The organism is Citrobacter sp. Cm046 (assembly GCF_030333065.1).
GTDB lineage: Bacteria > Pseudomonadota > Gammaproteobacteria > Enterobacterales > Enterobacteriaceae > Citrobacter > Citrobacter murliniae.
The window spans coordinates 59,133-72,833 of record NZ_JAOWGP010000035.1 but is presented as its reverse complement, the minus strand read 5'-3'; the positions used below and the strand labels follow the sequence as shown (position 1 = coordinate 72,833).

Sequence of the window (13,701 nt, the reverse complement as noted above, 5' to 3'; positions counted from 1 at the left end):
TCTTTTACTTGTCCCTTTCAGGTAAACATCCGACAATTTGCCGAAACCTGGTAAAAATGGAGATGCCTATGACCACCGCCTTCTTTGTCGCTGCCGACTGGCTTATCGAACATATTGACGATCCGGAAATACAAATTCTTGATGCCCGTATGGCACCGCCAGGACAGGAAGATCGCGATGTTGGCGAAGAGTATCGTTCTGGCCATATTCCCGGCGCGATCTTTTTTGATATCGAAGCACTCTCCGACCATACATCACCGTTACCGCATATGATGCCGCGCCCGGAAGCTTTCGCCGTCGCCATGCGCGAGTCTGGTATTCATCAGGATAAACATTTGGTGATCTACGACGAAGGCAATCTGTTCTCTGCCCCGCGCGCATGGTGGATGCTGAGGACATTTGGCGTAGAAAATGTCTCTATTCTGGCGGGCGGGCTGGCGGGCTGGCAGCGTGATGAGCTACCGCTGCAGGAAGGAATCGTTGATTTACCAGAGGGTGAGTTTGACGTGGCGTTTACACCAGAAGCTGTAGTTAAGGTGACCGATGTCCTGTTGGCCAGCCATGAAAAAACGGCACAGATCGTGGATGCCCGTCCGGCTGCACGTTTTAATGCGCAGATTGACGAACCGCGTCCTGGCCTGAAGCGCGGCCATGTTCCCGGTGCACTGAACGTACCGTGGACAGAACTGGTTCGTGACGGGGAATTAAAAACAACCGACGAGCTGGATGCCATTTTCTTTAGCCACGGCGTCAGTTTCGACAGACCAATCATTGCCAGTTGTGGTTCCGGCGTTACGGCTGCCGTCGTGGTGCTGGCACTTGCCACGCTGGGTGTCCCCAACGTCGCATTGTATGACGGCGCGTGGAGCGAATGGGGAGCGCGCAACGATTTACCAGTAGAACCGGCATAACGTTTGAAATGCCGGATAACACTTCGCTTATCCGGCAACATCTTTTAGATAATTCGATTCTGTTTAAAATCGCGCAGGAAACCGCCCCAGCGGCGCTCATAGAACGGTGCGATGTGCTCAGTAATAAAGTGGCTTACCCCTTTCTCACCTTTCTTCACCTGGCAGATATCAACAGGTTCATCCCCCGGTAACGTGTCAGTTGCTACGCTACCTGTTGCATGAATAATCTCTTCAATATCACCATCGGCTTCAATGCCAATCAGCAGGTTCGGCTGAGCATCAGGACTCTCTTTAATCGAGCAGATAAATGCCCGTTTAACGGGTTTAATGGTTTTAAACAGCGTGGTCAGTGAGTCAATCATCTGTGCCGGCGGTTCCGCAACCTCAGAGAGGATAAGCGACTCGCCGCCTTCCAGCACTTCCTGGGTACTCAGCGGATTCCCTTCTTCACCTATCAGCAGACTGATTTCGCGCGGCATAAATTCTTTGCCCGTCGGCAGCTTGGCATTGAGAAACAGCGTCTCGCCCAGCGTCATTTCAAACAGTGTACGCACCGGCATGACGACAAACGCCTGCTCATCTTCAACGGCCTGTTGCAGCGCTTCAAGGGAGGTGAAAAACGGGATTACAGTAGTGCCGTCTTCTTTTTCCCAGTGCTGCAAATCCAGCGCACTGTCTTCAACCACCGCCTCACCTTCTGCGGCTGTACCCGGTACCCAGACGGTAGACTCCAGCAAAGTGCGAAAAAATGCCGGACGATGCGCAGGCTCTGTCGCGGCTTTTTCCAGCAACGTTTCTAATTCGTTTTTTGTTTCAGACATAAGAACCACAAATTGGATGAATACGTGCAAGCCGGATGCGCGAAACGCCATCCGGCAATACAGTCATAAGTTACGCGGTTAACAGGTTAGCAATCGTGCGTACACCCAGACCGGTCGCACCCGCGGACCATTGCTCAACCGGCGCTTTACGATAAGTTGCAGAGCAGTCGATATGCAACCAGCCTTGCTGATAGTTTTCGACGAAGTGTGACAGGAACCCCGCAGCGGTACTCGCACCTGCTGGATAGGCAGCACTACCGGTATTATTCAGTTCCGCAAAATTAGACGGCAACTGACTCCGGTGGAATTCCGCCAGCGGCAGACGCCAGAACGGTTCGTTTTCCTCAGCAGCGCTTGCCAGCAGGCGAGCCGCTAACTTGTCATCAAAGCTGAATAGCGCGTGATAATCATTACCTAACGCCGTTTTCGCTGCACCTGTCAGGGTAGCGGCATCAATAATCAGCTCCGGCTTCTGCGCACTGGCGTCAATTAAACCATCCGCCAGTACCAGACGCCCTTCAGCGTCAGTGTTCATCACTTCAACATTTTTGCCGTTGCGATAGCGAATGATATCGCCCAGCTTGAACGCGTTGCCGCTAATCAGGTTATCCGCACAGCACAGGTACAGCTTCACACGTTTGTTCAGACCACGGGTGATTGCAAACGCCAGCGCGCCGGTCACCGTTGCCGCACCGCCCATGTCAGACTTCATGGAGTCCATAAACGCGCTTTGTTTGATGCTGTAACCACCGGAGTCAAAGGTAATCCCTTTGCCGACCAGGCAGGCATAGACAGGCGCTTCTTTATCGCCTGTCGGGTTGTAGTCCAGCGCCAGCAGTACCGGCGGGCGTTCAGAACCCCGGCCAACCGTATGTAGTCCCATATAATTCTGTTCGCGCAGATCTTCACCTTTGGTGATGCGATAAGAAACGTTATCACACGCCACGCTGCACAGCAGGTCAACAGCACGCTGCGCCAGTTGTTCCGGGCCAAGCTCTTCTGCCGGGGCATTGATGGTGTCTCGTACCCAGTCAATGATTTTCAGGCGGCTGTCCAGCTCTTTGCGCTGCGCCTCATCCAGGGTTGCCCATTCAACTTTGCGGCTGCCTTTAGGCCCTTTGTAGCCTTGCCAGAATGCCCAGCTACGCTCGATATCCCAGCCTTCGCCGTCAAGTTGGGCATGTTTGATACCCAGACCATCAATTTTACGCGCGGCACGCTGAATAAGCCCCAGATCATCTTTTCCATTAAGGTGCAGGGTAATGCCGTCATTATTAATACTGTATGTCGCCTTTTCACCCCAGCGAGCATCGGCCGGTTGCGTGGAAAGCGTAATTTTCATGGCTTCTGTCATTTTATTTATCCTTATTAGCAAACGGGCCGCCATATGGCAGCCCGTTATGTGACTTACTCTGCTTCATCTAACCAGACTAGCAGAATCGCCTCCAGAATTTTTTCATTGGATGCGCCAGGGTCGTCATCAAATTCCTCAAGATCGCAGATCCACTGATGAAGATCGGTGAAACGAACGGTCTTAGGATCGAGATCGGGGAACGCATCATACAGCGCCTCGCCGATTTCGCGGCTATCGGTCCACTTCAGTCCCATACTACCCTCTGTTAATGCTCACGCGCATGATTGATTGTGTAACGTGGGATTTCGACCACTAAATCATCCCCGGTGACGCGCGCCTGACAGCTTAAACGGCTCTCCGGCTCCAGCCCCCAGGCTTTATCCAGCATGTCGTCTTCTTCTTCCGTACTTTCCGGTAAAGAGTCAAAACCTTCACGTACGATGCAGTGACAGGTAGTGCAGGCACAGGATTTTTCACAGGCGTGTTCAATCTCAATGCCGTTACGCAGGGCAACGTCGAGAATAGTTTCGCCGGTCTCAGCTTCCAGAACTGCGCCATCGGGACAGAGATCCTGATGAGGCAAAATAACAATCTTTGGCATATTAAACCTCGTCCACGGAATGGCCTTTCAGCGCGCTACGGACGGATTTATCCATACGGCGAGCGGCAAATTCCTGGGTTTGTTTGTCTACGTTTTTAATGGCTTGTTCGATAGCGTCAACATCGTCGCCCTGTGCAACCTCGCTCAAATGCGCGGCGGCGGCGTCGATAGCCTGACGTTCTGCGGCGCTTAACAGCGCGGCATCAGCAGCGAGCGCACCGGATAAACTTTCCAGCACACGTGCCGCTTCGACTTTTTGTTCTGCCAACATGCGGGCTTTGACATCCTGCTCGGCAAAACTCATCGAATCCTGAATCATTGAGGCGATTTCACCGTCGGTCAATCCGTAGGATGGTTTGACCTGGATGGAGGATTCCACTCCAGTGGATTTCTCCATGGCGGTCACGCTTAGCAGTCCGTCCGCATCGACCTGGAAGGTGACGCGGATATGTGCGCCGCCTGCTGGCAGCGCCGGAATACCACGCAGCGCAAAACGCGCCAGTGAACGGCAGTCCTGCACCAGCTCACGCTCGCCCTGCATCACGTGGATGGACATCGCGGTTTGACCGTCTTTAAAGGTGGTGAAATCCTGTGCGCGCGCCACCGGAATAGTGGTGTTACGCGGGATCACTTTTTCCACCAGACCGCCCATGGTTTCAAGCCCCAGGGACAGTGGGATAACGTCCAGCAACAGCATTTCGCTGTCTGGTTTATTCCCGACCAGAATATCAGCCTGGATTGCCGCGCCGATGGCGACCACTTTATCCGGATCAATAGAAGTCAGCGGCGTACGGCCAAAGAATTCACCCACGCGCTCACGCACCAGCGGCACGCGCGTTGAACCACCGACCATCACCACTTCCAGCACATCCTGCGGCTCTACGCCCGCATCTTTCAACGCGCGACGACAGGCCAGCAGCGTGCGCTTAACCAGTGCGGAAATCAGTTCATTAAAGGTTTCGCGGGTGATTTCACCCTGCCAGCCCGCCACGTTGACCGTCACGGACCCGGCGTCGCTGAGCGCAATTTTAGCGGCAATGGCGGCATCCAGCAGTTCACGCTGCACGCGATTATCGCTGCGATCGGCAACGCCCGCCTGCTCGCGAATGTAATCAGCCAGCAGGTGGTCGAAGTCGTCGCCGCCGAGCGCGGAATCACCACCGGTCGCCAGTACTTCGAACACGCCACGGCTCAGACGCAGAATAGAAATATCAAAAGTACCGCCACCGAGGTCATAAACGGCAATCACACCTTCCTGACCGGAATCCAGGCCATAGGCGATTGCCGCAGCTGTCGGTTCGTTCAACAGGCGCAGCACGTGCAAGCCAGCCAGGCGCGCGGCGTCTTTCGTCCCCTGACGCTGAGCATCATCAAAGTAAGCCGGAACAGTGATCACCACGCCATCCAGTTCGCCGGACAGCGCTTCGGTCGCCCGCGCGGCCAGCGCTTTCAGTATGTCGGCTGAGACGCGTACCGGATTGAGCAAACCGGCAGCGGTTTCGATCATCGGCAAGCCGTTTTCGCTCGCCTGGAACGAATAAGGTAGATGCGGGTAGCGCGCCTGGATATCCGCCAGCGAGCGGCCCATCATACGTTTTACCGAGCTAACAGTGTTTGCCGTATCAAGCGCAGCGTTGGCACGAGCATCGTAACCAACCGAATACCCCTGCTGCTGATAGTGAACCACTGACGGCAACAGGTGGCGACCTTCGTGGTCAGCCAGCGTTTCGGCCTGGCCGCTGCGTACGGTCGCGACCAGAGAGTTGGTGGTGCCTAAGTCGATGCCTGCCGCCAGACGACGCTGGTGTGGCGCAGCGCTCAGACCAGGCTCACTAATTTGTAATAAGGCCATTTTCGCTTCCGAAATTAAAAATCGAGCAGTTTTTCTTCGAGTTGTTCTGCACTGCTTCGCAGTTTATCGAGAAAACGCAGTTTACGCACGGTATCTGCCGCCACGTCCCACGCCTCGCTATCCAGCTGTTCCACCATCAGTTGATGACGAACGGTGTACATGTCATTGATGCGTTTCATCAATGCATCCAGACGTTCACTGTCTTTTGCCTGTTCAATTTCATCCAGCTCTTCGCGCAGTTCGAGCTGCTCCATCAGGAACGCGGTATCACGCACCGTATGCTGCTCGCTTTGGATATCAAAGCCGTGTAAAGACAGTAAATATTCGGCGCGCATCAAGGGATGGCGCAGCGTTTGCCAGGCCTGGTTGATAGTGGCGGACTGCGAAACAGCAGCGAGTTGTTCCGCCTGGGAACCGCTGGCGAATTTATCAGGATGATACTGACGTTGTAGATCCTGAAAACGTAGGCTCAGCGCCTGAGTATCGAGCTGATAACGGGCCGGTAAGCCAAAGAGGGTGAAGTAGTCCATAACATTCTCAGGGCATCGATTCTCTGTTGTTCGATGTGGCAAAACCAGAGAGTCAGGTAAAACAAACCCCACACGCAGGCGACCACGGTGGGGTTATCGGTAAGCGCGTTACACGTGGAAGCTTTCGCCGCACCCACATTCGTCTTTCACGTTCGGGTTGGTGAACTTAAACCCTTCGTTCAGACCTTCTTTGACGAAGTCTAACTGCGTACCGTCGAGGAATTGCAGGCTCTTGCCGTCGACCACAACTTTAACGCCTTTGTCTTCAAACACGGTATCTTCAGCCGCCGGCTCGTCAACAAATTCCAGTACATAGGCCATACCTGAGCAGCCGGAGGTTCTCACGCCCAGACGCAGACCAAACCCTTTACCGCGGTTTGCCAGGAAGGTATTTACACGCGCTGCTGCACTGTCGCTTAAGGTAATCGACATAATAAAACCTCAACTCTTAATTATTTTGCTTCACGTTTGCTTTTGTAATCCGCAATCGCGGCTTTGATCGCGTCTTCAGCCAGAATAGAACAGTGAATTTTCACTGGTGGCAGTTCAAGTTCGTCAGCGATATCGGTATTTTTAATCGCCTGTGCTTCGTCCAGTGATTTCCCTTTCACCCATTCGGTGACCAGAGAACTGGAGGCAATCGCGGAACCGCAGCCATAAGTCTTGAAACGCGCGTCTTCAATGATACCCTCATTGTTGACTTTGATCTGCAACTTCATCACGTCGCCACAAGCAGGTGCACCCACCATGCCGCTGCCCACGTTCTCGTCGCTATTGTCAAAAGAGCCCACGTTACGTGGATTCTCGTAATGATCGATTACTTTTTCGCTGTAAGCCATGATGAATTCTCCTTATCTACCGATTAGTGATGTGACCATTCAATGCTGTTCAGGTCCACGCCCTGTTTGAACATTTCCCACAGCGGAGAAAGGTCACGCAGACGGCCGATGGAGTTGCGAACCAGATTGATGGTGTAGTCAATCTCTTCTTCGGTAGTAAAACGACCTAAAGAGAAACGGATTGAGCTGTGTGCCAGCTCGTCAGTCATACCCAGCGCACGCAGCACATAGGAAGGTTCCAGGCTTGCAGACGTACAGGCAGAACCGGAAGAAACAGCCAGATCTTTCAGCGCCATAATCAGCGATTCGCCTTCAACAAAGTTGAAGCTGACGTTGAGAATGTTCGGTGCGCCATGCTCGAGGTCACCGTTCAGGTACACCTCTTCCATATCTTTTACGCCGTTCCACAGACGGTTACGCAGACCGCGCAGACGCGCCATCTCGGTTTCCATCTCTTCTTTCGCGATACGGTAAGCTTCACCCATACCAACGATCTGGTGGACAGGCAGCGTACCGGAACGCATACCGCGCTCGTGACCACCGCCGTGCATCTGAGCTTCGATGCGAATACGAGGTTTACGACGAACGTACAGCGCACCAATACCTTTCGGACCGTAAATTTTGTGACCGGAGAAGGACATCAGGTCAACTTTCAGCTGGCTCAGATCGATAGGCAGTTTGCCCACGCTCTGGGTCGCATCAACGTGGTAGATGATGCCACGCGCACGGCACATTTCGCCGATAGTCGCGATATCCTGTACCACACCGATTTCGTTGTTCACGTGCATGATAGAAACCAGAATGGTGTCATCACGCATCGCCGCTTCAAGCTCTTTCAGATCGATGATGCCGTTGCGCTGTGGGGCGAGGTAAGTCACTTCAAACCCTTCACGCTCCAGTTGACGACAGGTGTCCAGCACGGCTTTGTGTTCCGTTTTGCTGGTGATGATGTGATTGCCTTTTTTCTGATAAAAGTTGGCAGCACCTTTAATCGCCAGGTTGTCGGATTCAGTCGCACCAGAGGTAAAGACGATTTCACGCGGATCGGCACCGACCAGATCAGCAATCTGATTACGGGCGATATCTACCGCTTCTTCTGCTTGCCAGCCGAAACGGTGTGAACGAGAGGCCGGGTTACCAAAGGTTCCGTCCAGGGTCAAAAACTGCATCATTTTCTCGGCAACACGCGGGTCCACCGGCGTGGTTGCGGAGTAATCGAGATAGATCGGTAATTTCATTGCTCTATAAACTCCGTACATCGCTTCAATGCAAGGAATCAGGCAACCGGCTGGATGTACGACCGAGTTAACGGGGTGTGCAACACCCCGGCCTGATTCTGAAATACTATTATTAAGCGCGTAACTTAACGTCGATCGCGTCTTGTGCACGGTTAGTGCGTGGAGCGTCATGCGTGTGCTGGCGACCAGACACATCCAGTACTTCCTGGTTATTCACCAGTTCACCTAAGGTTATGTTGTTGAGGAAACCGGTCAGACGGTCACTCAAATCACGCCACAGCGCATGTGTCAGGCACTTATCACCACCCTGACAACCACCTTTGCCCTGGCAACGAGTGGCGTCAACCGACTCGTCAACAGCGCTGATTACTTCACCTACTGCGATGCTACCTGCATCTTTACCCAGCAGATACCCGCCGCCTGGTCCACGTACGCTGGAAACCAGACCGTTTTTACGCAAACGGGAGAACAGCTGCTCCAGATATGACAGGGAAATTCCCTGACGTTCAGAAATATCAGCCAACGGTACCGGGCCCGTTTCGGAGTTGAGCGCAACGTCCAACATTGCGGTCACGGCATAACGCCCTTTTGATGTCAGTCTCATGTCTTACTTAGCCTCAAACTCGCCCCTGCCCGGGGTTTTTTATTGTAAAATGGGGGTATTGCATAGCAGGGGCAAGTCTGACATTCCCGACTAAATCAGTCAACTATTTACTTGACTAATTTAGTCAAGTATTTAACTTTCAGTGCGCTATTCTTAGCGCCGGATAAGCGCAGCGCCATCCAGCATTAAAGCTGGTCTATTTTCCTTTATTCTGCTGCTCAATAGATGCAAGCATTCCACGCAGAATATTCAGCTCCTGGCTCTCCGGGCGCGCACGGGTAAACAGACGGCGCAGTTTATTCATTACCTGCCCCGGATGGTTCTCACGAATAAAGCCCGTCGACAACAGCGTCTGTTCCAGATGACCGTAAAAACGTTCTAAATCATCCACCAACGGATACTGAGTTTCTTCATAGTCCGCAGCCTTACCGCTTTCCTGCGTTGCCAGCCAGGCCATGCGCACTTCATAAGAAATGACCTGTACTGCCATCGCCAGATTGAGCGAACTGTATTCCGGGTTAGCCGCAATGGCGACGTGATAATGGCATTTCTGTAGTTCGTCGTTGGTCAACCCAACGCGCTCACGACCAAAGACCAGCGCCACAGGAGTATTCGCCGCTTCAGCGACGCTTTTTAATCCGCATTCGCGTGGGTCGAGCATCGGCCACGGTAATGTACGCGAACGCGCACTGGTACCGACAACCAGACTGCAACCGGCCAGCGCTTCATCAAGCGTGTCAACGATTTGCGCACTGCCAATCACGTCACTGGCACCGGCCGCCAGGGCGATGGCCTGGGAGTCCGGTTTTACCAGTGGATTTACCAGCCACAGATTGGTTAAACCCATGGTTTTCATGGCACGGGCGACAGAACCCATATTGCCAGTGTGAGAAGTCTCCACCAGCACAATTCGAATATTTTGCAGCATTGTATTTCTTCAGCTTAAGATTATTCGGCCATATTATCATAAAACGAAGACATATTCCGAACTCGCTGCTATACTCTGCGCCGTTTTCCCGTTCTTTAACATCCAGTGAGAGAGACCGATGCATCCGATGCTGACCATCGCCGTGCGCGCAGCGCGCAAGGCGGGTAATGTAATTGCCAAACACTACGAAACGCCTGACTCTGTAGAAACCAGCCAGAAAGGCAGCAATGATTTCGTGACTAACGTCGATAAAGCCGCAGAAGCGATTATTATCGAAACGATCCGCAAATCTTACCCACAGCACACCATCATCACCGAAGAAAGCGGTGAACATGTTGGTGAAGATCTGGATGTTCAATGGGTTATCGATCCACTGGATGGCACTACCAACTTCGTAAAACGTCTGCCGCACTTCGCGGTATCCATCGCAGTACGCATCAAAGGCCGTACTGAAGTCGCTGTTGTTTACGATCCAATGCGTAACGAACTCTTCACCGCAACTCGCGGCCAGGGCGCACAGCTGAATGGTTACCGTCTGCGTGGTAGCACCGCTCGCGATCTGGACGGCACTATCATCGCTACTGGTTTCCCGTTTAAAGCGAAGCAACACGCCGCCTCTTACATGAAGATCCTTGGCAAAATGTTTACCGAGTGCGCTGACTTCCGTCGCACCGGCTCTGCTGCGCTGGATCTGGCCTATGTTGCCGCCGCTCGTGTTGACGGTTACTTCGAAATCGGCCTTAAGCCGTGGGATTTTGCCGCAGGTGAACTGATTGCTCGTGAAGCAGGCGCACTGGTGTGCGACTTCACCGGTGGTCATAACTACATGTCAACCGGCAACATCGTTGCAGGCAATCCGCGCGTCGTTAAAGCTATGCTGGCGAACATGCGTGACGAACTGAGTGATGCGCTGAAGCGTTAATCTCAGCAGTGCCCGGTGGCGTTACCGCCTGCCGGGCCTGAAAACTATCCGGCACTTTTCAAAACGGTCTTAATCCCCTGCCAACCGGTACTGCACTTACCCACATCACCACAGCAGCAACAATCAACACCGCCCCCCCGGCTAATGCCAGCGTGCTCCAGCCGACCTGACGCCATAACACCGGTGCCTTATTTCTACTGAGCCTCACCGCCAGCGTACGGAAAAAGTGTACCAGTAATGCCAGAGAAGAAATGGTAAGGGATGTTCCCGCCGCCATTGCCAGCGCCGATGCCATTCCCCAGCTAAATACACCAACCACTTTACTGAACAGCAACACCATAATCGCCCCGGAACACGGGCGCATACCCATTGAGAGAATAATCATCATCCGGGCGCGCCAGTCATCACCGCTCTGTATCTGTTCAGGGTCAGGTAAATGCTGATGCCCACAACCACAACCGTCGTGATGTACATGATGGGCCGTGAAGGAGGTAAATTTGGGGCGACGCAACAGCTTGCTTAATTTTTTCAGCGCCCGCCAGCACAGCAAAACGCCCAGTGTGCCCACCAGCGCATAACTCCCCTTTTCCAGCCAGAAACTGCTCATGTGTAGCTGTCGAGCCGGCAATTGCAGAACTGTCAGCACCGCAACCACCAGCCCAATCGCTACCAGCCCCTGTAATAAGGAAGAGGCGAGCGTCAGTCCGATACTCGATTTAAGCTTAGAAGGGTGCGTCGCCAGCCAGGTGGTGATGACGATTTTTCCATGCCCCGGCCCCAGCGCGTGCAATACTCCATAAACAAAACTAAACAACAGCAACGAACCACCTGCCTGGGTGGGGCTGGCGGCGACGGCTTTAAGCAAGCCACTCATTTGCTGATTGACCTCACGCTGCCAGAGAATACTTTTCACCATGACCTGCGGCCAGGCATGCCATAACCACAGCCCACCGCCTGTCGCCAGCAGCAAAAACACGACCAGCGGCCACAGTGTCAGCCAGCGGCGGCCGAATATGCGTTGTTGCCAGATTACTGACATTCCACCGTTACCTTCTGTGCAAACTGTTTACCCAAATCCATATCCTCCGGCGGCGCATCTTCTTTATCCAGCGACTGCGCAAAACTCAGCGTTTCTTCATCAGGCGTAGGCGTGTGCACGCTAATCCGGCATTGCTTGCTTATGGCCGGCGCCAGGGTGGCATCGCTGTCTTTGTCGTAGCTCATATCCACGTAATAGGTTGGATCAAACGTGGATATGACATAGGTCTGTCCACCCAGCGGCTGCGGTTCGGCCAGCGGCAAAACAAACGTCAGCACCGCCTGGTGTTCCTTACGCTCCATGCCATATTCTGTCGGGCGATTTTTAAATTTTACCTTTTGCCCGGCATGCCACACTTCGGTGAAGTAGTGTTGTCCGAGTACATTCGCCATCACTTCTGCCGCCAGTTTTTTCCACACTTCATCTCCCGGTTTGGCATTGCCCGCGTCATATAGCAGGTCGGCCGAGGTGATTTCGTCCATTGTCCAGCGCATTTTCAACGCCACAAACTGGTTATTTTCGCTGACTATCTCGGTTTTCAGATGAATAAAGCTATGCGGATGCGCGCCAGCACTAAAGGACAGAACAGCGAGAAGCAACGTTATGACAATATGTTTAACGCGTTGCATGAGTTCTCCACGATAAAAATACAGGCCGCCACAATCGCAATGATGACGTCTTTGGCGAAAGTGTGGTGAGCATACCATTGAACGGAAGAATATTTAGCCCCTCTTTGTGGTCTCGATTCAGTTCTCAATTTTGAAATTTTGTTTCCCGACGATAAAGGCAAAAATGCTTCCATGAGGCATTAACTTAAGGGAGATGATAATTAATTGTTAATTAATGGTTTCATTTTAATTGTTTATTAACAAACAATTGAAGTGCATGAATGCTCAACCATTCATATTTAACTAAAATTTAACCATTTTTTATCTAAAAAATCACAAAAACGGGCGCAGATCACATTTACCAAACTTATGATTCATTCCCTCTTCCATTCGTTGTTAACTTCACGCCGTGACATGCCCTGCCCCCTACTAAAGGTACAACTATGAAATTCAAACTCGCATTACTCAGTGCAACCCTGGTTTCTGCATGCATGTTGTCCGGTACGTCCTTTGCGGCGGAAAAATATGAGATTGCTGTGGTTGCTAAAGTCACCGGTATTCCATGGTTTAACCGCATGGAAACCGGCGTCAATGAAGCAGCAAAAAAATTGGATGTAAATGCTTACCAGACCGGTCCTTCTACGCCGGATCCGGCTCAGCAAGTAAAAGTGATTGAAGATCTGATCGCCAAAAACGTCAACGCGATAATCGTAGTGCCGAATGACGCCAAGGTCCTTGAGCCTGTCCTGAAAAAAGCTCGCGAGAAAGGCATTGTCGTTCTGACCCACGAATCCCCGGACGAACAAATTGGTCAGTGGGATATCGAAACCATCGACAGTGAAAAATACGCACAGGCCAACGTCGATGAGCTGGCAAAAAATATGGGCGGCAAAGGCGGTTATGCCATCTATGTAGGCTCGCTGACGGTGCCGCTGCATAACGCATGGGCTGACTACGCGATTAAATATCAGAAAGAAAAATACCCTGAGATGTTTGAAGTCACTTCGCGCCTGCCAGTAGCGGAGAGTATCGATAAATCCTACTCCACTACGCTGGATCTGATGAAAACCTATCCGCAGATGAAAGGCATCATTGGTTTCGGCTCACTGGGTCCTATCGGAGCAGGTCAGGCCGTTCAGAAAAAACGCGCTAAAGACAAGATTGCCGTTGTTGGTATCGCCATGCCAGCACAGGCTGCACCTTACCTGATGCGCGGCGATATCAAAAAAGCGCTGCTGTGGGATCCGAAAGACGCTGGCTACGCACTGGTCACGGTTGCCGATCAACTGTTGCAGGGTAAAGAAGTCAACGCCGATCTAAGTATCGATAGTTTAGGGAAAGCCGATGTCGACATGGAGAAGAAAGTGATCCGCTTTAACAAGATCCTCGAAGTCACCAAAGATAACGCACAATCACTCGGTTTCTAAGGCCTTAGCCAACACCAGGGAACCTCA

At 52.4% G+C, this 13,701-nt stretch carries 16 protein-coding genes; 3 read left to right on the top strand and 13 right to left on the bottom strand.

Annotation, left to right across the window (positions count from 1 at the left end):
* The first annotated feature begins 68 nt into the window (after positions 1–68).
* The gene (sseA, locus tag OGX98_RS06505) at positions 69–911 is read left to right on the top strand and encodes a 3-mercaptopyruvate sulfurtransferase (protein WP_045446151.1); all 843 of its coding nucleotides are present in this window, start codon (positions 69–71) and stop codon (positions 909–911) included.
* A gap of 44 nt (positions 912–955) precedes the next feature.
* On the opposite strand, the gene sseB is transcribed toward sseA, so the two are convergent.
* The 11 genes from sseB to trmJ all read right to left on the bottom strand — a co-directional run bounded on the left by sseB (position 956) and on the right by trmJ (position 9,678).
* A complete protein-coding gene (sseB, locus tag OGX98_RS06500; RefSeq protein WP_286594996.1) occupies positions 956–1,732 on the bottom strand; it encodes an enhanced serine sensitivity protein SseB in 777 nt (258 codons plus the stop codon).
* Positions 1,733–1,802: 70 nt separating this feature from the next.
* On the bottom strand, positions 1,803–3,086 hold the full coding sequence (gene pepB / locus OGX98_RS06495; protein ID WP_045446154.1) for an aminopeptidase PepB: 1,284 nt from the start codon (positions 3,084–3,086) through the stop codon (positions 1,803–1,805).
* 53 nt (positions 3,087–3,139) lie between these two features.
* Positions 3,140–3,340 carry a Fe-S cluster assembly protein IscX gene (iscX, locus tag OGX98_RS06490; protein ID WP_045446157.1) on the bottom strand — a complete coding sequence of 67 codons (201 nt, stop codon included), beginning with the start codon at positions 3,338–3,340 and terminating at the stop codon, positions 3,140–3,142.
* An 11-nt stretch (positions 3,341–3,351) separates the two neighbouring features.
* Positions 3,352–3,687, bottom strand: coding sequence for an ISC system 2Fe-2S type ferredoxin (gene fdx / locus OGX98_RS06485; RefSeq protein WP_042317595.1), 336 nt, complete (start codon positions 3,685–3,687; stop codon positions 3,352–3,354).
* A gap of 1 nt (position 3,688) precedes the next feature.
* On the bottom strand, positions 3,689–5,539 hold the full coding sequence (hscA, locus tag OGX98_RS06480; protein ID WP_286594995.1) for a Fe-S protein assembly chaperone HscA: 1,851 nt from the start codon (positions 5,537–5,539) through the stop codon (positions 3,689–3,691).
* Positions 5,540–5,553: 14 nt separating this feature from the next.
* Positions 5,554–6,069, bottom strand: coding sequence for a co-chaperone HscB (gene hscB, locus OGX98_RS06475; protein ID WP_045446165.1), 516 nt, complete (start codon positions 6,067–6,069; stop codon positions 5,554–5,556).
* A gap of 108 nt (positions 6,070–6,177) precedes the next feature.
* Positions 6,178–6,501: an iron-sulfur cluster assembly protein IscA gene (gene iscA / locus OGX98_RS06470; protein ID WP_003037681.1), complete on the bottom strand. Its 324-nt coding sequence runs from the start codon at positions 6,499–6,501 to the stop codon at positions 6,178–6,180.
* Between the two features lie 20 nt (positions 6,502–6,521).
* Positions 6,522–6,908, bottom strand: a complete 387-nt coding sequence (gene iscU / locus OGX98_RS06465) for a Fe-S cluster assembly scaffold IscU (protein ID WP_002913991.1) — start codon at positions 6,906–6,908, stop codon at positions 6,522–6,524.
* Between the two features lie 23 nt (positions 6,909–6,931).
* Positions 6,932–8,146 (bottom strand): cysteine desulfurase, encoded by a 1,215-nt coding sequence (gene iscS / locus OGX98_RS06460; protein ID WP_286594994.1) that lies wholly within the window; start codon positions 8,144–8,146, stop codon positions 6,932–6,934.
* Positions 8,147–8,258: 112 nt separating this feature from the next.
* Entirely contained in the window at positions 8,259–8,750 is a 492-nt protein-coding gene (iscR, locus tag OGX98_RS06455; protein ID WP_003037674.1) for a Fe-S cluster assembly transcriptional regulator IscR, read from the bottom strand.
* A gap of 196 nt (positions 8,751–8,946) precedes the next feature.
* A complete protein-coding gene (gene trmJ, locus OGX98_RS06450) occupies positions 8,947–9,678 on the bottom strand; it encodes a tRNA (cytosine(32)/uridine(32)-2'-O)-methyltransferase TrmJ (protein ID WP_045446173.1) in 732 nt (243 codons plus the stop codon).
* A gap of 118 nt (positions 9,679–9,796) precedes the next feature.
* Between trmJ and suhB the strand changes: the two genes are divergently transcribed.
* Positions 9,797–10,600 carry an inositol-1-monophosphatase gene (gene suhB, locus OGX98_RS06445; protein WP_045446176.1) on the top strand — a complete coding sequence of 268 codons (804 nt, stop codon included), beginning with the start codon at positions 9,797–9,799 and terminating at the stop codon, positions 10,598–10,600.
* 58 nt (positions 10,601–10,658) lie between these two features.
* On the opposite strand, the gene OGX98_RS06440 is transcribed toward suhB, so the two are convergent.
* Both OGX98_RS06440 and OGX98_RS06435 read right to left on the bottom strand, forming a co-directional pair.
* Positions 10,659–11,639 carry a nickel/cobalt transporter gene (locus OGX98_RS06440; protein WP_200010319.1) on the bottom strand — a complete coding sequence of 327 codons (981 nt, stop codon included), beginning with the start codon at positions 11,637–11,639 and terminating at the stop codon, positions 10,659–10,661.
* Positions 11,630–12,268: a DUF1007 family protein gene (locus OGX98_RS06435; protein WP_200010321.1), complete on the bottom strand. Its 639-nt coding sequence runs from the start codon at positions 12,266–12,268 to the stop codon at positions 11,630–11,632. The genes OGX98_RS06440 and OGX98_RS06435 overlap by 10 nt, the downstream gene beginning before the upstream one ends.
* Before the next feature lie 422 nt (positions 12,269–12,690).
* Between OGX98_RS06435 and OGX98_RS06430 the strand changes: the two genes are divergently transcribed.
* Complete coding sequence (locus OGX98_RS06430; RefSeq protein WP_045446184.1) at positions 12,691–13,674, top strand: autoinducer 2 ABC transporter substrate-binding protein; 984 nt, start codon at positions 12,691–12,693, stop codon at positions 13,672–13,674.
* The last annotated feature ends 27 nt before the right edge of the window (positions 13,675–13,701 follow it).

What these genes read in the sequence shown, in the direction of transcription:
- sseA (WP_045446151.1), top strand. Translation starts at nt 69, where the DNA reads ATGACCACCGCCTTCTTTGTCGCTGCCGACTGGCTTATCGAACATATT.
- sseB (WP_286594996.1), bottom strand. Translation starts at nt 1,732, where the DNA reads ATGTCTGAAACAAAAAACGAATTAGAAACGTTGCTGGAAAAAGCCGCG.
- pepB (WP_045446154.1), bottom strand. Translation starts at nt 3,086, where the DNA reads ATGACAGAAGCCATGAAAATTACGCTTTCCACGCAACCGGCCGATGCT.
- iscX (WP_045446157.1), bottom strand. Translation starts at nt 3,340, where the DNA reads ATGGGACTGAAGTGGACCGATAGCCGCGAAATCGGCGAGGCGCTGTAT.
- fdx (WP_042317595.1), bottom strand. Translation starts at nt 3,687, where the DNA reads ATGCCAAAGATTGTTATTTTGCCTCATCAGGATCTCTGTCCCGATGGC.
- hscA (WP_286594995.1), bottom strand. Translation starts at nt 5,539, where the DNA reads ATGGCCTTATTACAAATTAGTGAGCCTGGTCTGAGCGCTGCGCCACAC.
- hscB (WP_045446165.1), bottom strand. Translation starts at nt 6,069, where the DNA reads ATGGACTACTTCACCCTCTTTGGCTTACCGGCCCGTTATCAGCTCGAT.
- iscA (WP_003037681.1), bottom strand. Translation starts at nt 6,501, where the DNA reads ATGTCGATTACCTTAAGCGACAGTGCAGCAGCGCGTGTAAATACCTTC.
- iscU (WP_002913991.1), bottom strand. Translation starts at nt 6,908, where the DNA reads ATGGCTTACAGCGAAAAAGTAATCGATCATTACGAGAATCCACGTAAC.
- iscS (WP_286594994.1), bottom strand. Translation starts at nt 8,146, where the DNA reads ATGAAATTACCGATCTATCTCGATTACTCCGCAACCACGCCGGTGGAC.
- iscR (WP_003037674.1), bottom strand. Translation starts at nt 8,750, where the DNA reads ATGAGACTGACATCAAAAGGGCGTTATGCCGTGACCGCAATGTTGGAC.
- trmJ (WP_045446173.1), bottom strand. Translation starts at nt 9,678, where the DNA reads ATGCTGCAAAATATTCGAATTGTGCTGGTGGAGACTTCTCACACTGGC.
- suhB (WP_045446176.1), top strand. Translation starts at nt 9,797, where the DNA reads ATGCATCCGATGCTGACCATCGCCGTGCGCGCAGCGCGCAAGGCGGGT.
- OGX98_RS06440 (WP_200010319.1), bottom strand. Translation starts at nt 11,639, where the DNA reads ATGTCAGTAATCTGGCAACAACGCATATTCGGCCGCCGCTGGCTGACA.
- OGX98_RS06435 (WP_200010321.1), bottom strand. Translation starts at nt 12,268, where the DNA reads ATGCAACGCGTTAAACATATTGTCATAACGTTGCTTCTCGCTGTTCTG.
- OGX98_RS06430 (WP_045446184.1), top strand. Translation starts at nt 12,691, where the DNA reads ATGAAATTCAAACTCGCATTACTCAGTGCAACCCTGGTTTCTGCATGC.